The sequence below is a fragment of the Bradyrhizobium sp. AUGA SZCCT0222 genome (genome assembly GCF_018130205.1).
Lineage (GTDB): Bacteria > Pseudomonadota > Alphaproteobacteria > Rhizobiales > Xanthobacteraceae > Bradyrhizobium.
The window spans coordinates 1-18,006 of the sequence record NZ_JAFCLX010000039.1 but is presented as its reverse complement, the minus strand read 5'-3'; the positions used below and the strand labels follow the sequence as shown (position 1 = coordinate 18,006).

Genomic DNA, 18,006 nt, shown 5'->3' with positions numbered 1-18,006 from the left:
ATGCGGCCTTGGCCGCACCATGCCGCCTTGGCCGCGCCTTTTCGGCTATAAAGCCGCGTGGATTCGTTTCTGATGGCTGGATATGCCCCTGACGCTAACTGCTCCCTTCTCCCGTTGGATTTTGACCTGCGCCGTGCTGCTTGCTGGCATCGCCGCGACGAATTCGGCTGCGCTCGCACAAGCCGATCCCGCACAATCCAACATGGACGCGCTCGCACAAATGCCCCCCGGAGCAGCGCCGCCTCCGCAGCAGCAGGGCGCGCAAGCCAATCCGATCTGCATCCGGCTTGAAGGACAATTGGCGGCCGTCGACCGCGGTGCCAGCGGCGGCGATCCCGCCAAGGAAGAACAAATCCGCCGCTATCAGGATGCGGCAACCAAACAGCAGGCCGAGCTTGACCGCGTCACGATGCAAGCGAAGCGGATGGGCTGCGAAAGCTCCGGCTTCTTCTCGCTGTTCAACGGCCAGTCGGCGCAGTGCGCGCCGGTCAATAACCAGATCCAGCAGATGCGCGGCAATCTCGAGCAGATGACGACCAGCCTCGAGCGGTTGCGCTCAGGCGGCATCGGCGGCGCCGACCGCGAAAACCAGCGCCGTTCGGTGCTGACGGCGCTCGCGCAGAACAATTGCGGCCCGCAATACGCCGCTGCCGCGCGCAGCGGGGGCAGCTTCATCGACAATCTGTTCGGCAACAACACCATCCCTCCGCCGAGCGCCGATCTTGGTGCGCCGTCCGGCACGTTCCGCACGGTGTGCGTGCGCACCTGCGACGGCGCCTATTTCCCGGTCTCGTTCGCCACCTACCAGGCGCGCTTCCAGGACGATGAGAAGACCTGCAAGGCGCTGTGCCCGGCAACGGAAGCATCGCTGTTCACCTTTCGTAATCCCGGCGAGGACATCAACCAGGCGGTCTCGGTCAGCGGCCAGCCCTACTCGTCGCTGCCCAATGCCTTCAAATTCCGCACCGAGTTCAATCCGTCCTGCGCCTGCAAGGCCGCGGGCCAGACATGGTCGGATGCGCTGAAATCGATCGACGAGAAAGCCGCCGCCGAACAGCAGGGCGACATCATCGTCACCGAAGAGAGCGCCAAGAGGATGCAGCAGCGCGCGATGCCGCAGCAGAAGACGGCCCCCGTCGCCAAGAAAGGCACGGCACCGGCAGGCACGACGGCCGCCGCGCCCGCTCCTGCAACTCCGGCGCCTGCCGCCGAGTCAACCGGCGCGACGGACGAGAAGAAGCCGATCCGCACCGTCGGGCCGACCTTCATCCCGCCGAAACAGTAATTAGCCGTCGAACACATCAGCCGAGGCGCGCCCCGCGCGTGCGACCAGTTTCTCGTCAGGCGCCGGCAGCGCCTTGCCGTCGTCGCGAAAGCGGTTGGTGATGGGATAGCGGCGGTCGCGGCCGAAATTCTTTTCCGTGACCTTGACGCCCGGCGCCGCCTGACGACGCTTGTATTCGGCGATGTTGAGCAGCCGGTCGATCCGCGTCACCACATCGGCCGGGAAACCCGCCGCGATGATGGAAGCCAGCGGCTCCTCGCGTTCGACCAGCCGTTCCAGGATGCCGTCGAGTATCTCGTAGGGCGGCAGCGAGTCCTGGTCGGTCTGGTTCTCGCGCAATTCCGCAGTGGGCGGGCGGACGATGATGTTGACCGGAATGACCTCGCCCGACGGGCCCAGCGCGCCTTCCGGCTTCCATTCATTGCGCAGGCTCGACAGGCGGAACACTTCGGTCTTGTAGATATCCTTGATCGGATTGAAGCCGCCGTTCATGTCGCCATAGAGCGTGGCGTAGCCGACCGACATTTCCGATTTGTTGCCGGTGGTGACCACCATCGCGCCGGTCTTGTTCGAAATCGCCATCAGCAGCGTGCCGCGGGTGCGCGCCTGCAGGTTTTCCTCGGTGATGTCGCGCGGCAGGCCGGCGAAGGTGCCGGACAGAATCTTCTCGAACCCGTTCACGGCGTCGGCGATCGGCAGCACCTCGTAGCGGAAGCCCAATGCCGTCGCGAGTTTTGCCGCATCGTCGAGTGAGACCTGCGCGGTGAACCGAAACGGCAGCATCACGCCGCGGACACGCTCCGCACCGAGCGCATCGACCGCGATCGCCGCACACAGCGCCGAGTCGATGCCGCCGGAGACGCCGAGCAGCACGCCGGGAAAGCCGTTCTTGCGGACATAGTCGCGCAGGCCGAGCACGCACGCCGCGTAATCGCCCTTGTCGCCTTCGATCAGCGGCACCACCGGTCCCTTGCAGTGCCAGCCGTCAGCGCCCTTGGTCCAGACCAGCGTCGTAATGTTCTCCTCGAACGCCGGCATTTGCGTCGCGACGGACAGATCGGCGTTGAGCGCGAACGATGCGCCGTCGAACACCAGTTCATCCTGCCCGCCGATCTGGTTCAGATACACCAGCGGCAAACCGCTTTCGGTGACACGGGCCACCGCGATCGAGAGCCGCAGATCGTTCTTGTCGCGCGCATATGGCGAGCCGTTGGGCACCACCAGAATTTCCGCGCCCGTCTCGGCGAGACACTCGACGACGTTTTCATATTCCTCGGACTCCTCGAGCCAGATGTCCTCGCAGATGGGGACCCCGACCCGGACTCCCTTCACCGTCACCGGCCCCGCGGCGGGCCCGCGTGCGAACAGGCGTTTTTCGTCGAACACGCCGTAGTTCGGCAAATTGGCTTTGAACCGCAGAGCCGTGATGCGGCCATCGTCGAGCAGCGCGCAGGCATTATAGAGCTTGCCGTCCTCGACCCAGGGTGTGCCGATCAGGACAGCCGGCCCGCCGCCTGCGGTCTCGCGCGCCAGCTCCTCGACCGCCGCGCGGCAGGCCGCCTGGAACGCCGGTTTCAGCACCAGGTCTTCCGGCGGATAGCCGGTGATGAACAATTCCGGAAGCACCAGCAGATCGGCGCCGTCGGCTTTCGCCTGCTCACGCGCGGCGCGCGCTTTCGCGGCGTTGCCCGGGACATCGCCCACGGTCGGGTTCAACTGCGCCAGTGTAATTGTGAATTTCGGTTCGCTCATACGCCAATGGTGCCTTGCACACGCCGAAACTTCAATCGCCGCCTTTAGAACGCGCCTATGCGTTCGGCGATGGCAAACAGCCAGAACGCGCCGGACATCAGCAGCGCCACGCCGACCGCGGCCGAGCCCATGTCCTTGACCCGCCCGATCTGCGGATCATGGTCGGTGGTGAGCCGGTCGGCGAGCTTTTCGATCGCGGTGTTGAGGATCTCGACGACGAGGACGAAGGCCACCGCCGCGACCAGTTCCACCCGGCGCATCACGCTGGCGCCGACCAGCCAGGCCAGCGGCACCGACAGCGCCAGCGCAAACAGTTCCTCGCGGACGGCCTGCTCCGAGCGGATCGCAAAAGCGAGGCCGTTACGCGTATTGATCGTGGCGCGCCAGAGTCGCAGCAAGTCAGAAACCCGCTGCAGCCGGTATCGGTTTGACCTTGCCTGCGCGTTCCTGCTTGAGCAGTTCGGCGATCAGAAAGGCCATGTCGATCGATTGTTCGGCGTTCAGACGGGGATCGCAGACCGTGTGATAGCGGTCGTTGAGATCCTCGTCGGTGATGGCGCGGGCGCCGCCGATGCACTCGGTGACGTCCTGCCCGGTCATTTCAAGATGAATGCCGCCGGCATGGGTGCCTTCCGCCTGATGGATGGCGAAGAACGACTTCACTTCCGACAATATCCGGTCGAACGGGCGGGTCTTGTAGCCTGAATTGGAGCTGATGGTGTTGCCGTGCATCGGATCGCACGACCAGACCACGACGCGGCCTTCCCGCTGCACCGCGCGGATCAAGGGCGCCAGATGATCGCCGACCTTGTCGGAGCCAAAGCGGTTGATCAGCGTGAGCCGGCCCGGCTCGTTGTCGGGATTGAGGATGTCGATCAGCTTCAGGAGTTCATCGGGCTTGAGCGACGGGCCGCATTTGAGGCCGATCGGGTTCTTGATGCCGCGGAAATATTCGACATGGCCGTGGTCGAGCTGGCGGGTGCGGTCGCCGATCCAGATGAAGTGGCCCGAGGTCGCGTACCAGTCGCCGGTGGTGGAATCGACGCGGGTGAAGGCCTGCTCGTAGCCCAGCAGCAGCGCCTCGTGGCTGGTGTAGAAATCGGTGGCGCGAAGCTCGGGGTGGCTTTCGAGATCGAGGCCGCAGGCGCGCATGAAATTCAGCGCGTCCGAAATACGATCGGCCAGTTCCTTGTAGCGGCGTGACTGCGGCGAATCCTTCAGGAAGCCCAGCATCCACTGATGCACGCTGCCGAGATTGGCAAAGCCGCCGGTCGCGAACGCACGGAGCAGGTTGAGCGTCGCCGCCGACTGCCGATAGGCCATCAGCTGGCGCTGCGGATCGGGGATGCGCGCCTCGGGCGTGAACGCGATGTCGTTGATGATGTCGCCGCGATAGCTCGGCAGCTCGACGCCATTGATCTTCTCGGTGTTCGACGAGCGCGGTTTTGCGAATTGCCCGGCGATGCGGCCGACCTTCACGACCGGCAGCGCGCCGGCATAGGTGAGAACGACGGCCATCTGCAGCAGCACGCGGAAGAAGTCGCGGATGTTGTTGGCGCCGTGCTCGGCAAAGCTCTCGGCGCAATCGCCGCCCTGCAACAGGAAGGCTTCGCCGGCGGCGACGCGCGCGAGCGATTTCTTCAGATTGCGGGCCTCGCCGGCGAACACCAGCGGCGGAAACGTAGCCAACTGCGCCTCGACATCAGCCAATACCTTGGCATCGGGATAATCGGGCACCTGCAGCACCGGTTTGGCGCGCCAGCTATCGGGTGTCCACCGCTCGGACATGACGTTAACTCCTGAGCAAAAACCGCGACTTACCCGCGGTTACGAAGGGCCGGGTTATACACAGGGCGATGGCCAACCGCCATGAGATTTCCACCTGCCCCGTCAAGCCCTTGCGGGTGTCCCCGTCAAGCCTTGCGGGTCTCCCCGTCAAGCCCTTGCAGCAAAAGCCGAATTCGCATTTGTTAGGGCCAAATCGCGAAAAGCGAGGAAGGAAATCGCGGGTGGCCGAGCTGGGGCTGGACGACGTATTCATCGACGATATCACGCTTCCCGCGGCGGATGGCTACGCGCTGGGAGCTACGCTGTTCTTGCCGCGCGGGACCAAGCGCCACGCCGTGCTGATCAATTCGGCGACCGCGGTCCACCGCAAGGTCTATCGCGGCTTTGCCGGCTACCTCGCCAGACGCGGCTGCGCGGTGCTGACCTATGACTACCGCGGCACCGGCGACTCGCGGCAGAAGTCGATGACCGGCTACAACCAGCCGAAATCGCTGGTCGGCTTCAAGGCCTCGATGTCGGACTGGGCGGCGCAGGACGTGACCTCCGCGGTGGCCTGGATGCGCGAGCGCTACAAGGCGCTGCCGTTTGCCTATGTCGGGCATTCCTTTGGCGGCCAGGCTTTGGGCTTGCTGCCGAACAACACCGAGGTCTCGCGCGCGCTGTTTATCGCAGCCCAAGCCGGCACCTGGAAACTGATCGCGGTGCCCGAGCGCTATCGCGTCTATGCGATGCTCAATGCCGCGGTCCCCCTCACCCGCGCGTTCGGCTACACGCCAGGCTGGCTCGGGCTCGGCATGGACATGCCGAAGGATGTATTCCTGCAATGGGTCTCCTGGGTGATGAGCCCGCGCTACATGTTCGACGACAAGAATCTGGCAGCCTTGCAAAATTTTCCGAACTACAAAGGCGCGTTGCGCGCGCTGAGCATGTCTGACGATCCTTGGGCGACGCGGCCGGCGGTGGAGTTGCTGTGCTCGGGATTTACGTCGATCAAGCCCGAGATCATCACGGTGACGCCAAAGGACACCGGCGCCAGCCGGATCGGCCATTTTGGTTTCTTCCGCCCTGAGCATCGCGACACGTTGTGGCGTGGGGCGGCGGAATGGATCGAGGCGGCGCAGTAGTTGTTGATGTCGTCCCACTCGTCGTCCTGGCGAAGGCCGGAACCCATACCGCGTGACGCGCATTGTTATAGAAGGCATCTAACGTCAGCGTTCTCACCGATAGGCCGCGGCGTATGGGTCCCGGCCTTCGCCGGGACGACGAAAATTATTCTCGCGACGCGTTGCGCCCGAGCTTTGCCAGAACTTCCTCGCCCTCTCAATAAGAGGGCGCAGGGAAGACCGGGTGCGCGCTGCACCCGCGGTCCCGTGTGCGGTTTGCACTAGGTAGGCTGCACACGAGCATACAGGGCAGCGGAGAACACCCGGCCTTCCCTGCGCAATGGCTTTACGGCTTATGCCGTGATCTCCCCGGAGACGAGTTCTTGGTTGACTCCGTCGCTGCCGTTTCCGCTTGCGCTTCTCCGACAGCTTGACGCCTGCAACGGGCGCCAGGACCACACGGTTTTGCCGTACGCTCGTCCACGCCGTCGTCTCAGCGCAAACAAGCGTCCACCGCAACCCGCCCAACGTCCGTGACGACGGCCGACGCCCTTCTGAGTAGGACGGGATGGGCGAATATATGCACCTGATTTTCATTCTGGTAAACAGAAATATTTTTTATTTCGGGGCTTGACATGATTTCTGTAAAACAGAACTGATTTGCCCGTCGGGTTGTTTTGTCGCACCCTTCGCAAACAGATCGCTGTTGCGCGCGCGGCGACGCAGTTCGCAGCTGGGTAGTCAGCGTGTCCGCGGATCCGCTTCGCTCGGGCCTGACCATCGGAATTGAGCGACGAATTTCGCGTTGCGGAAGAAAAATCAGAGCTGAAACGCTCATCCGAAGCGACACGCTGCGCGCTTGCCAAGGTCCCGCTTTACGTAAAAGATGGCAGCGCCTAGCCGGGCGGCTGTCCATGCCTTCGTTCGCGCATTGCTGGCTATTCGGCCTCCTTTTCGACGTGGAGGATTGCGTGAGTGAAGCCCTTCATCCTGCCGCACCGCATCACCTGCCAGGCTTCATCACCGCACCGGGCGACACCGATGTTTTGATGATCGTTATGGGCATCTTCCTGATCGGCGCCGTCGTCGGGGTCGGCAATCTCTATCTGCACCTGCACACGCTGCCGGAGCGGATGGCGCACCGAACTCACAAGCTGCAATTCGAGATCGTTGCTGTGCTCGGTCTACTGGCACTTTTTACGCACAACCATTTGTTCTGGGTGATCGGCCTGTTCCTCGCGATGATCGACTTGCCGGACTTCATCACGCCGCTACGCAGGATTGCCGGGTCGGTCGAAAAGCTGGCCGGCGTTCCGGCTGAAGTCGAACCGGCCGAGCCGCCTGCTGAAGCTACGGCCCACGCGGCCGGCGTGAACAGCCCCGCCCCCAAGAGCGAGGTACGGAGTCATGCTTGAGATCCTCCTCTGCTCGCTCGTGACGATCTTGCCGGACTATCTCTATCGCCGCTACCGGCAGGGAAAGCGCTTCGGCCAAGAAATCACGCTCTATTCGGTCTGGTTCGAACTGCGATTTGGCATCATCGGCTGCCTGATGCTCACCGTCGCGCTGATCACGATGATCTTCTACTATCATCCGTCGACCACTTCGGCGACGTTGTACTACCGGACGGTCCCGATCATGTCCGAAGTAACCGGCCGGGTCGCGGAGGTCCACATCGAACTCAGTGCGCCCGTCAAGCAAGGTGACGTGATTTTCAGGCTCGACAGCGCCAAGCAGGAGGCCGCGCTGCTGACGGCCAAACGCAAGATCGCCGAAGTCGATGCCGCCATGCTGGCGGCACAGGCCGATGTCATGAAGGCGGAAGGCCAGCTTCAGGAGGCAAAGGGCGCGTTGCAGCAGGCGCAGGACGAACTCGACACCAAAAGCGAACTGCAGCGACGCAATCCCGGAATTGTGCCGCAGCGCGACATCGAAAAGCTCGGTGTGGCCGTTGCAGGCCGCCAGGGCTCCCTCGACGCCGCGACCGCTTCAAAGCAATCCGCGGCGGTCCGCGTCACCGCCCTCCTTCCCGCCGAGAAGGCGAGCGCAGAGGCGGCGCTGGCCGAAGCGCAGGTCGATCTGGACAAAACCTTTGTTCGCGCCGGTGTCGACGGGCGGGTCGAGCAGTTCGGGCTGAGGCCGGGCGATATCGTCAATCCAATGATACGGACGGCCGGCGTCCTGATTCCGGAGGGCGCGGGACGGATTGCTCTGTCGGCAGGGTTTGGGCAGATCGAGGCTCAGGTCATGAAAGTCGGAATGGTGGCCGAGGCCACCTGCATCTCCAAGCCGTGGACGATCATTCCGATGGTGGTGACCAATGTGCAGGACTACATCGCGGCCGGCCAGTTCAGGGGCGGCGAACAGCTGATCGAGGCGCAGAGCACCGTGCGTCCTGGCACCATTCTCGTTTTCATGGAGCCGATCTACAAGGGCGGGCTGGAAGGCGTGACGCCCGGCAGCTCTTGCATTGCCAACGCCTATACCAGCAATCACGAACGGATCGCGTCAGGCAAGCTCAGCGCGTTCAAGAGCTTCGCGTTGCACGTCGTTGACGCCACCGGCCTCGTGCATGCGATTCTGTTGCGGATTCAGGCCCTGCTGCTGCCCATCAAGACGCTGGTGCTGAGCGGGCACTGAGGGTTTGTCCGGATGCTCCCGGTGTCGGGTTAACTGACACCAGGCACTCCAGGCGGCCCGCCGGCTTAGTGCGAGGTCATCCAGGCGCGGGCTTCGCGCTGCGCCGTAGCGATCTCGACATCCGACATCATCTCGGCGACTTCTCGGCGCATCGAGATTGCGTCAGTGCGGCCCTTCAGGGCGGCGAGATTGAACCATTTATGGGCGGCGACCAGGTTGACGACGCCGGAACGGCCGCTCGCCCAGTACAGGCCGCGCTCGAACAGCAGGTCGGGGATCGCGGTTTCCACCGGTGTCGCCGTCTCCAGATCGAATTGTCCCTGAAACATCGTAGTCTCCCCTTTTTATTGTTGCCGCCCTCCCCCGAGCGCGGCCCCTGTCCACTGTCTAACGTCCCGTTATGCCCCACGCCGTTTGCCGGCTTGTTGGGATGATCATGGCCCATCAAATTTGAAGGGCAGTTTAAATATCGCGATGAACGGGGTGTAAACGCGAAGCGCCCCGGCGCCGGTGAGGAATCGCAGAAGTCCCTGTGCCGCAGCAACAAGTGCGGATTCGTGAAGACCGGTTTACCCTGCCGCTTCGCACAACGATAACCATTGCGACGTCTCGCATCTCGCGCGCGTCGTCATCGGCGCGAACGGAAGACCTGGTATTGCAAAAGTTCCCGCAATGGAGCGACGGGGTGTGCGCCTGACCGATGCGCGGCGGCGCGCGGGCGCGATCTGCGACCGCCCGGCGCAGGCCGTCGGCGGTCAGGACAGGAACCCAAAGGATTTGGAAAGATGGAATGCCGGGCACCAAGGGCGCGGCGATCGGAACGCAAGACGTTCCGGGGAACAGGAGACGTTCCGGGGAACGAGGGCGTCGGCGAACACGTCAGGACCAGATTTCAGTCGGGCTTTGGGCCCAGTGAAATTGCGGAGCAAAGATTCCGCACCGAACGAAGAAAACCTGTTTCTTCTGCCGGACCGGTTTTGGGAAAGCGAACTCTCCCGAAAGTCGATCCAGCCGTTTGACCTGATGTCTCGCCGACACCCTCTTTCGTCGACCAGAGCCATCGGAGTTATGTTTGCTTAGAAGCAAACCGTCTGATGGCTCGTGTGACGTGCCGGCATCAAGCCGCCGGCAATTTTTTCAAGACGAAGTTACTTCTTCTTCTTGGCGACCTTGCGGGTCTTCTTCGCAGTCTTCTTCACTGCGCTCTTCGCCTTCTTTGCCTTCTTAGCTTTCTTGGCCATGTTGCCCTCCTAATGTAAGTGAGATGGCTTAGTTCGCTGCGTGCACTCGGGAATCGATGTGCACTACATCCCGAATACACCAACACGTTCAAAAAAACAGCGTCCCGCTTAAGGAAGTGTTGACGCAGCAATCTGGGAGCGCGCGCAAAGCGCCCCTCGACGACATCGCAACATGCCCGCGCAACGACGCAAAAAGTGCAGCAACGATCGGCATCGGCGTTTGTCAATATTGAAGGAAACACTAGTTTTTCAGATGTTTTCGTGATTCACGCATGTGATGATTAGTGCGCAAACGACGTTATCGCGACTCATCGAGACCGCCCAAAAGCCGCTTGCGCGGACTCTGAGTCGCAAATTTTGGCAATGAAAATATTTTCGTGGATACAGCCTCCACGTCTCATCGGCGCTCGCCAGAACCGAATTTTTGGACGAATCGCTGCGACCGATTCGCAAGGCCCGTTGTCCGTCGTGACGATGATTTTTGATCCGCGATGCGCGATCGATGCACGCTTGCGCGCGTCGATCGCAACGTCAGCTACCGCGAAAAGCGTCCCGTTACGGGACGCTTCAGATGCCGAGCTTCGCCTTCAAGAGATCGTTGACGGCTTGCGGATTGGCCTTGCCGCCGGACGACTTCATCACCTGGCCGACGAACCAGCCGGCGAGTTGCGGCTTGGCTTTCGCCTGCGCGACCTTGTCCGGGTTGGCGGCGATGATGTCGTCGACCACCTTCTCGATCGCGCTCAAGTCCGTGACCTGCTTCATGCCGCGCGTCTCGACGAGCGCGCGAGGGTCGCCACCTTCCTGCCAGACGATCTCGAACAGGTCCTTTGCGATCTTTCCGGAGATCGTGCCCTCGCCGATCAGGTCGACGATCGCCGCGAGTTGCGCCGCCGACACCGGTGAGCCCGCAATATCACGGCCTTCCTTGTTGAGACGCCCGAACAACTCGTTGATCACCCAGTTGGCGGCAAGCTTGCCGTCGCGCGCCTTGTCGGTGAGCCCGGCCAGCACGGCTTCATAGAAGTCCGCGCTCTCGCGCTCGGCCACCAGCACGCTGGCGTCGTAGGGCGACAGTCCGAAACCTTCGATGAAGCGGGCCTTCTTCTGGTCCGGCAATTCCGGCAGCTCGGCCTTCAGGCCGGCGACATAGGCTTCGCTGAACTCGAGCGGCAGCAGGTCGGGATCGGGGAAGTAACGGTAGTCGTGCGCCTCCTCCTTGGAGCGCATCGAGCGCGTCTCGCCCTTGCCCGGATCGTACAGCCGGGTCTCCTGATCGATGACGCCGCCATCCTCGATGATTTCGATCTGGCGCCGCGCCTCATACTCGATCGCCTGGCCGATGAAGTTGATCGAGTTCATGTTCTTGATCTCGCAGCGGGTGCCGAGCGGCCCCCCGGGCTTGCGCACGGAGACGTTGACGTCCGCGCGAAGCGAGCCCTTCTCCATGTCGCCGTCGCAGGTGCCGAGATAGCGCAGGATCGAACGCAGTTTGGTCACATAGGCCTTGGCCTGCTCGGCATCGCGGATGTCCGGTTTCGAGACAATCTCCATCAGCGCCACGCCGCAGCGGTTGAGGTCGACATAGGACATGGTCGGGCTCTGGTCGTGCAGCGATTTGCCGGCGTCCTGCTCCAGGTGCAGACGCTCGATCCCGATCGAGACGCTGTGGCCGCCGTCAAGTTCGACCTCGACCACGCCCTCGCCCACGATCGGCGACTTGTACTGGCTGATCTGGTAGCCCTGCGGCGAATCCGGATAGAAATAGTTCTTGCGGTCGAACACCGAGCGCAGATTGATCTGCGCGTTTAGCCCAAGGCCGGTGCGAACTGCCTGACGAACGCATTCCTCGTTGATGACAGGCAGCATGCCCGGCATCGCGGCATCCACCAGCGAGACATGGGTGTTCGGCTCGCCGCCGAACTCGGTCGAAGCGCCCGAGAACAGTTTTGACTGCGAGGTGACCTGGGCATGGACCTCCAACCCGATCACCATTTCCCAATCGCCGGTGACGCCCTTGATCAGTTTGGCCGGTTTGACTGTCGCGTTCATGCTTTTCCACTCCCGAGCAGCGCGGACACGATCCGCTCCCATTCGGCTTCCAGAGAATCCTTGGCCACAGGCTGGCCCGCCTGCCGGTACCAATAGCCGGCATTGCCGAGATCACCCTCGACGCGATGCAGATAGGCATGCACCCAGGCGGCGTCGCGCGTGTTTTCGTCCTGGACGATCTTGTGCGCCTCGTCCCATTGGCCCTTGGCTGCCCACCACAATGCCGCCAGCGGCGGTTCCGGGCTAGGTGTCGGGGACGTCCCCGACAGGCTGGCGCGGAAGTCGCCCATCGCTACCACCAGCGCTCGGGCGTGAAGCGCCCGGCCGCCTGCTCCACCACTTCGCCGAGCGAGAACAGCGTCTCTTCGTCGAAAGGCCGGCCGATCAGTTGCAGGCCGAGCGGCAACCCCTGCGTATCCTTGCCGGCGGGAACGGCGATGCCCGGCAGTCCCGCCATGTTCACGGTCACCGTGAAGATGTCGTTGAGATACATTTCCACGGGATCGGCGCCGCCCTTTTCCCCGATGCCGAAGGCCGCCGACGGCGTCGCCGGCGTCAGGATTGCGTTGACGCCTTTGGCGAAGCAGTCCTCAAAATCCTTCTTGATCAGGGTACGTACTTTTTGCGCTCGCAAATAATAGGCGTCGTAATAGCCGGCGGAGAGCACATAGGTGCCGATCATGACGCGGCGGCGCACTTCGTCGCCAAAACCTTCGGCGCGGGTGTTCTCGTACATTTCGCCGATGGAGCCGCCGGGCACGCGCAGGCCATAGCGCACGCCGTCGTAGCGCGCCAGGTTAGACGAAGCCTCGGCAGGCGCCACGATGTAATAGGCCGGCAGCGCGTATTTGGTGTGCGGCAGCGATATCTCGACGAGCTCCGCGCCGGCCGCCTTCAGCCAGGCCGCGCCTTCGGTCCAGAGCTTTTCGACTTCGGCCGGCATGCCGTCGAGGCGGTATTCCCTGGGAATACCGATCTTCATGCCTTTGACCGATTTTCCGATCGCGGCCTCGTAGTCCGGCACCGCGCGATCGACGGAGGTCGTGTCCTTGGGATCGTGACCGGCCATCGAGCGCATCAGGATCGCGCTGTCGCGCACGGTGCGCGCAATGGGCCCTGCCTGATCGAGCGAGGAGGCAAAGGCGACGATGCCCCAGCGCGAGCAGCGGCCGTAGGTCGGCTTGACGCCGACGGTGGCGGTGAACGCCGCCGGCTGGCGGATCGAACCGCCGGTATCGGTCGCGGTCGCGCCCATGCAAAGCAGTGCGGCCACCGCGGAAGCCGAGCCGCCCGACGAGCCGCCCGGCACCAGCGTGGTGTTGGAGCCTTCGCGCCGCCACGGATTGACCACCGGGCCGAAGCACGAGGTCTCATTCGAGGAGCCCATCGCGAATTCATCGTTGTTGAGCTTGCCCAGCATCACGGCGCCGTCGCGCCAGAGCTGCGAAGTGACTGTCGACTCATAGGGCGGCACGAAATTGCCGAGGATCTTTGAGCACGCCGTGGTGCGTACGTCCTTGGTCGCGAACAGGTCCTTGATCCCGAGCGGGATGCCGGCCAACGGACCGCCCTCGCCTTTGGCGATCTTGGCGTCGATCGCGCGCGCCATGGCTCGGGCCTTGTCCGGCGTTTCCAGCACGAACGCATTGAGCGCGCGCGCCGCCTCTATCGCGGCTAGGTGCGCGTCGGTCAGTTCAAGCGAGGTGAAAGACTTGTTCGCGAGGCCATTCCTGGCCTCGGCGATCGTCATCGAAATCAAATCGGTCATTTATTGATCGGGCTGCAGAAGAATGGAGAAAGGGTCTTGTCGCTCGCGGGGTCGTCTTGCTTGGGCCGCGTCAGCTCGGACGCCTCGAGCGCGTCGAGCACGGCGTCCATCGCCTTGTCGGGATCGGCGACCTTGCCCTGCCGCTCCATCGCGTCGAGATAGTTCATGTAGGCCGCATAAGCCTTTTCATCGTCGCAGAGCATGCACATCGCGGATCTCTAAGACTCTTTTGTTTGACGCGTTTTCTTCACGCGAACCGGTATCCACTTCGCTCGAAAACACGATGTTACTCGACGACCTTCGGCACCAGAAAGAAATGGTTCACGGTGTCGGGCGCGTTTCTGACGACATCGTCGGCGATCTCGCCGTCATTGATCACGTCAGGACGTTTCTTCATTTCCATCGGGGTCACCGAGGTCATTGGCTCGACGCCGTCGACGTTCACCTCCGAAAGCTGCTCCACGAACGCCAGCATGGCGTTCAGTTCGCCCTGCAGATGGGGAACTTCGGCCTCGGCGACCGCAATTCGCGCAAGATGCGCGATGCGGCGAACGGTAGCGGCATCAACGGACATTAATATAAGGCCTCAATCGGGGGATCGCACCCGCCGTATAGCAGAGCCCGGTTTTGCGCCGCAACCACGGGGAACCGCCCCGCCGGCATTTTGGGGCCAAAATACCGCCAAACGGGGCTCAAAGGCCGCATCAAAGCGCCGCCGTTGCGGCCCGCGCCGGGAGTCCGGGGTTTCGACAGGGAAAAGCCGCCGACGAAACCAATTTAGCGGGCTGACGCAGTCGTTTTGAAACAGTCGCGGCGTGTACTCGGCCATCACCTTGGAGGCCGTGCGATGTGGACAACGGAACACGACAGTGTAACGGAAAGTTGGGATCCTGCTCTGTGGTCGATCGGTGGCGTGCTTGGCGTCGCGATCTTATATCTGGCGTGTCTAGCCTGACGAACGTGAGGCAACGCCATGTCCAAAGCGAAAGACCTTCAGGAAAAAGCCGAGATGTTCGAGCGGCGCGCAGAAAGCGCCGCCGATCCCATCTCGCAACGTCATTACAAAGAGATGGCCGCGCATTATCGATCGCTCGCCGTCGAGCACCTGGACGTCGTCAAACGCGACGAGCCGGCGCATTAGCACAATGACCCCGGCAGCCGCCGGACGCTAAGCCAGCGAACCCAGCCTCGCCAACGCCGCGCCCGCCAGCGCCCGCGTCAGTTCTGCGGCCGGCATCTCGCGGCCCATCCGCACCGCCTGCCCGGCCCAGAGATTGGTGAAATCGACCTTGCCGAGCTTTTCGGCGGCCGCCTTCAGCGAACCGAGTGCGGTCGTGGCGTGCGGAAAATCAGGCGCATCCGGCGAAATCGGTCCGACCTCGCGCATCACGCGGTTGGCGACGCCGCGCGCGGGCCGTCCCGTCATGACGTTGGTGATCACGGTGGCATCATCACTCGCCTGGGCAAGCGCTACCCGCGCCGGCGTGGAGACCGTCGATTCCGGGCAGCGCAGATAGGCCGTGCCGATCTGCACGCCCGCAGCTCCGAGCGCAAAGGCCGCCGCGATCCCGCGCCCGTCGGCAATGCCGCCGGCCGCGATGACAGGCACCTTCACGGCGTCGACGACCTGCGGCACCAGCGCGAAGGTGCCCGGCTGCTGGGCGATGTTCTCGGTCAGGAACATGCCGCGATGGCCGCCGGCTTCGGCGCCTTGCGCGATGATGACGTCGGCGCCGTGCTCCTCGAGCCATATCGCCTCTTTCACGATCGTGGCTGACGACATCACGATGGCGCCCGCCGCCTTGACGCGCCTCACCAAAGCCTGATCCGGCAGGCCGAAATGGAAGCTGACCACTTGCGGCTTCATCTCCTCGACCAGCGCGCACATCGCCTCGTCGAACGGCGCGCGATTGGCAGCTGCGACCGGCGCCGCGGGATCGAGGTCCAACTCCTTGTAATAGGGAGCGAGCCGCGCCTTCCATCCGGCCTCGCGCGCGGGATCGGCTGCGACCGGCGTATGGCAGAAAAAGTTCAAGTTGATCGGCGCGGAGACACGCTGGCGCACGATGCTGATCTGTTCGCGCGCCTTCTCCGCCGTGATCATCGCGCATGGCAGCGAACCCAGCGCGCCACCCTGAGCCGCCGCGATCACCAGCTCCTGGTCCATCACGCCGGCCATCGGCGCCAGCACGATCGGAAATTCGGTCTTGAAGAGATCGAGAAGTCGGCGGTCTGGCCACATGGGTCTGCTCGCTTGAATGAGTGGAATCAGGTTCTTGATGCTGCGGAAGAGTTGCGCCGTCCAGCCAGTATCTGGTCGGCCTCCGTGGCGATCCTGTCAACGATCACAGCCGCCGGCGGAATGTCATGGATCAGGCCGACGGCCTCACCGGCGATCACAGCAGCGACGTCGTAATTTCCGGCGGCTCTCGCGGCGGCATATTCGGCCGCGACAGCGGTGACATTTTGCATCAGTTCGACCTCGCGCCCGATCCAGCGGCGCGCGTGATCATTGATCAGGCAGCGGCCGTTGAACGGCGCCGGCCAGACGTTGTTACGGGAGATATCGAAGATGATGCTCCTGATGCTGCTGCCGCTGGTCGCGTTACAGATGCGCTTTTTGGCTTCATCGGCGCCGTCGCATTCCTGGCTGGCGTAAAAGCGCGTGCCGAGCAGCACGCCAGACGCTCCCAGCATCATCATTGCCGCCAGCCCGCGGCCGTCACCGATGCCGCCCGCCGCCGCAACCGGCACCCGGCCCGCCACGAGATCGACAATCGCCGGCACGATGTCGATGGTGGTGCGGGAGGCACCGTGTCCGCCGGCCTCGCTGCCTTGCGCAATCAGCAGATCGGCACCGGCGTCGAGTGCCATCAGCGCCATGCCCTCGTCCTGCACCTGGCAGATCAGCAGCGCGCCGCTGGATTTGATCTTGGTCGCAAAGGGTTTTGGATCGCCGAACGAGAGCATGATGGCGCGCGGCCGTGCCGCGAGCGCGATGTCCATCAGCTCCGGCCGTTTGGCGAGACTCCAGGTGATGAAGCCGATGCCAAAGGGAGCGGATACGCCTCTGAGCTTGGCGGTCTCCTGCTCCAGCCAGGCCTTATCGCCATAGCCACCACCCAAAATGCCAAAACCACCGGCGGCGCTGACTGCCGCCGTCAGTCGTGCGCCGGCGATCACGTCCATTGGCGCCGACAGGACCGGATGCGTGATGCCCAGGAGAGCCGTCAATGGCGTGCTGATCGACATGTCCAAACCCTTCTATCTGGACAGACACGATAAGCCGACGTACCATTCTCATAAAATGAATACTATAGAACGCTGCCATCGTTATAATGAAACGGAGACCGGTCCATGGAATTGAGCGATCTCGTGACGTTTTCGACGGTGGCGCGCCTCGGCGGCATCACCCGCGCCGCGGACGAACTCAACACCGTGCAGTCCAACGTCACCCAGCGCGTCAAAGCGCTGGAGACCGAGATCGGCACCGCACTGTTCGAGCGGCATAGCCGCGGCATGACATTGACCGGCGCCGGCCGCCGCTTGCTCCCCTATGCGCAGCGGATGGCGGCGTTGTCGCGCGAAGCCGTGCTGGCCGCGCGCGACGACGGTGAGCCGAAGGGGCCGTTGTCGATCGGCTCGATGGAAACCACCGCCGCGGTGCGGCTGCCTCCCTTGCTTGCCGAATTTCACCGCCGCTTTCCGGCCGTGCGCTTGAGCCTGCGCACCGCGCCGACCGCAGACCTGGTCGCGGCCGTGCTTGACGGATCGCTCGACGGCGCCTTTGTGGCGGGTCCGATCGACCACGCTGAACTCCATTCCACAATCGCCTTCACCGAAGAGTTGGTGCTGGTGACGGCGCGGCGCTGGACCAGCCTTGCGGCCTTGCGCGCGGGTACGCCGGAATCCGGACCTACCGCGCTGGTATTCCGCACCGGCTGCAGCTACCGGCAGCGGCTCGAACAGGTGTTCTCGGAATTCGGCTGGCCGTCGTCGGCGCGGTTCGAACTGGGCACGCTCGACGGCATGATCGGCTGCGTCGCCGCCGACATGGGCGTGACGCTATTGCCGCGCGCGGTCGTCGGGCGAAACGAGACCGTCAAGATCCACAAGCTGAAGGCCGCTCAGTCCGATGTCGACACCCTTTTCATCCAGCGCCGCAGCGCGCACCAATATAGCGCGCTGCAAGGCTTCACCACCTGCCTGAACAATAACGGCGAGGTCATTGCCGCCTGACGTTGCAGCACGATGCAAAACGTTAGAGCCTTTTCCGTTCCGATGGAATCGGAACGGGGCTCTAGTGTCCTGAACCAAAAGTTCGGGGCATTTTAGACCTTCGCAGGCGAGTTGTAAGCGCAGAAGCGTTCGATTGAG

The 18,006-nt window shown here is 63.2% G+C and carries 17 protein-coding genes; 6 read left to right on the top strand and 11 right to left on the bottom strand.

Annotated elements, in window-relative coordinates; translation table 11 throughout:
- Positions 1 to 82: 82 nt before the first annotated feature.
- Positions 83 to 1,285, top strand: coding sequence for a DUF2865 domain-containing protein (locus JQ629_RS27375; protein WP_212415268.1), 1,203 nt, complete (start codon positions 83 to 85; stop codon positions 1,283 to 1,285).
- On the opposite strand, the gene JQ629_RS27370 is transcribed toward JQ629_RS27375, so the two are convergent.
- From JQ629_RS27370 to JQ629_RS27360, 3 genes are read right to left on the bottom strand one after another with little or no spacing between them, the layout of a single operon-like run.
- Positions 1,286 to 3,037 carry an NAD+ synthase gene (locus tag JQ629_RS27370; protein WP_212415267.1) on the bottom strand — a complete coding sequence of 584 codons (1,752 nt, stop codon included), beginning with the start codon at positions 3,035 to 3,037 and terminating at the stop codon, positions 1,286 to 1,288. It lies immediately after the preceding gene.
- A gap of 44 nt (positions 3,038 to 3,081) precedes the next feature.
- Positions 3,082 to 3,435, bottom strand: a complete 354-nt coding sequence (locus JQ629_RS27365; RefSeq protein ID WP_212207353.1) for a diacylglycerol kinase — start codon at positions 3,433 to 3,435, stop codon at positions 3,082 to 3,084.
- 1 nt (position 3,436) lies between these two features.
- Entirely contained in the window at positions 3,437 to 4,825 is a 1,389-nt protein-coding gene (locus JQ629_RS27360) for a class II 3-deoxy-7-phosphoheptulonate synthase (RefSeq protein ID WP_192740448.1), read from the bottom strand.
- A 221-nt stretch (positions 4,826 to 5,046) separates the two neighbouring features.
- Between JQ629_RS27360 and JQ629_RS27355 the strand changes: the two genes are divergently transcribed.
- The 3 genes from JQ629_RS27355 (at position 5,047) to JQ629_RS27345 (ending at position 8,568) form a co-directional block, all read left to right on the top strand.
- A complete protein-coding gene (locus tag JQ629_RS27355) occupies positions 5,047 to 5,949 on the top strand; it encodes an alpha/beta hydrolase family protein (RefSeq protein ID WP_349631329.1) in 903 nt (300 codons plus the stop codon).
- Positions 5,950 to 6,899: 950 nt separating this feature from the next.
- On the top strand, positions 6,900 to 7,343 hold the full coding sequence (locus JQ629_RS27350; RefSeq protein WP_212415265.1) for a hypothetical protein: 444 nt from the start codon (positions 6,900 to 6,902) through the stop codon (positions 7,341 to 7,343).
- Positions 7,336 to 8,568: an HlyD family secretion protein gene (locus tag JQ629_RS27345; protein ID WP_212415264.1), complete on the top strand. Its 1,233-nt coding sequence runs from the start codon at positions 7,336 to 7,338 to the stop codon at positions 8,566 to 8,568. Before JQ629_RS27350 ends, JQ629_RS27345 begins: the two co-directional genes overlap by 8 nt.
- 65 nt (positions 8,569 to 8,633) lie before the next feature.
- Here JQ629_RS27345 and JQ629_RS27340 read toward each other — a convergent pair whose 3' ends face one another.
- From JQ629_RS27340 to gatC, 6 genes are all read right to left on the bottom strand, one after another.
- Positions 8,634 to 8,897: a hypothetical protein gene (locus JQ629_RS27340; protein WP_212266315.1), complete on the bottom strand. Its 264-nt coding sequence runs from the start codon at positions 8,895 to 8,897 to the stop codon at positions 8,634 to 8,636.
- A gap of 1,479 nt (positions 8,898 to 10,376) precedes the next feature.
- Positions 10,377 to 11,861: an Asp-tRNA(Asn)/Glu-tRNA(Gln) amidotransferase subunit GatB gene (gatB, locus tag JQ629_RS27335; protein WP_212415263.1), complete on the bottom strand. Its 1,485-nt coding sequence runs from the start codon at positions 11,859 to 11,861 to the stop codon at positions 10,377 to 10,379.
- Entirely contained in the window at positions 11,858 to 12,151 is a 294-nt protein-coding gene (locus tag JQ629_RS27330) for a hypothetical protein (protein WP_249135304.1), read from the bottom strand. Before JQ629_RS27330 ends, gatB begins: the two co-directional genes overlap by 4 nt.
- Before the next feature lie 2 nt (positions 12,152 to 12,153).
- Positions 12,154 to 13,629, bottom strand: coding sequence for an Asp-tRNA(Asn)/Glu-tRNA(Gln) amidotransferase subunit GatA (gatA, locus tag JQ629_RS27325; RefSeq protein ID WP_212415262.1), 1,476 nt, complete (start codon positions 13,627 to 13,629; stop codon positions 12,154 to 12,156).
- Entirely contained in the window at positions 13,626 to 13,838 is a 213-nt protein-coding gene (locus JQ629_RS27320; protein ID WP_212388221.1) for a hypothetical protein, read from the bottom strand. Before JQ629_RS27320 ends, gatA begins: the two co-directional genes overlap by 4 nt.
- A 77-nt stretch (positions 13,839 to 13,915) precedes the next feature.
- Positions 13,916 to 14,203 carry an Asp-tRNA(Asn)/Glu-tRNA(Gln) amidotransferase subunit GatC gene (gene gatC, locus JQ629_RS27315; protein ID WP_212388218.1) on the bottom strand — a complete coding sequence of 96 codons (288 nt, stop codon included), beginning with the start codon at positions 14,201 to 14,203 and terminating at the stop codon, positions 13,916 to 13,918.
- A gap of 399 nt (positions 14,204 to 14,602) precedes the next feature.
- Here gatC and JQ629_RS27310 point away from each other — a divergent pair, with 399 nt between their 5' ends.
- A complete protein-coding gene (locus JQ629_RS27310) occupies positions 14,603 to 14,770 on the top strand; it encodes a hypothetical protein (RefSeq protein WP_212415261.1) in 168 nt (55 codons plus the stop codon).
- Positions 14,771 to 14,797: 27 nt separating this feature from the next.
- Here JQ629_RS27310 and JQ629_RS27305 read toward each other — a convergent pair whose 3' ends face one another.
- Positions 14,798 to 15,871 (bottom strand): NAD(P)H-dependent flavin oxidoreductase, encoded by a 1,074-nt coding sequence (locus JQ629_RS27305; protein WP_212415260.1) that lies wholly within the window; start codon positions 15,869 to 15,871, stop codon positions 14,798 to 14,800.
- Between the two features lie 26 nt (positions 15,872 to 15,897).
- Complete coding sequence (locus JQ629_RS27300) at positions 15,898 to 16,881, bottom strand: NAD(P)H-dependent flavin oxidoreductase (protein WP_212415259.1); 984 nt, start codon at positions 16,879 to 16,881, stop codon at positions 15,898 to 15,900.
- Between the two features lie 105 nt (positions 16,882 to 16,986).
- On the opposite strand from JQ629_RS27300, the gene JQ629_RS27295 reads away from it, so the two are divergent.
- The gene (locus tag JQ629_RS27295) at positions 16,987 to 17,868 is read left to right on the top strand and encodes a LysR family transcriptional regulator (protein WP_212415258.1); all 882 of its coding nucleotides are present in this window, start codon (positions 16,987 to 16,989) and stop codon (positions 17,866 to 17,868) included.
- The last annotated feature ends 138 nt before the right edge of the window (positions 17,869 to 18,006 follow it).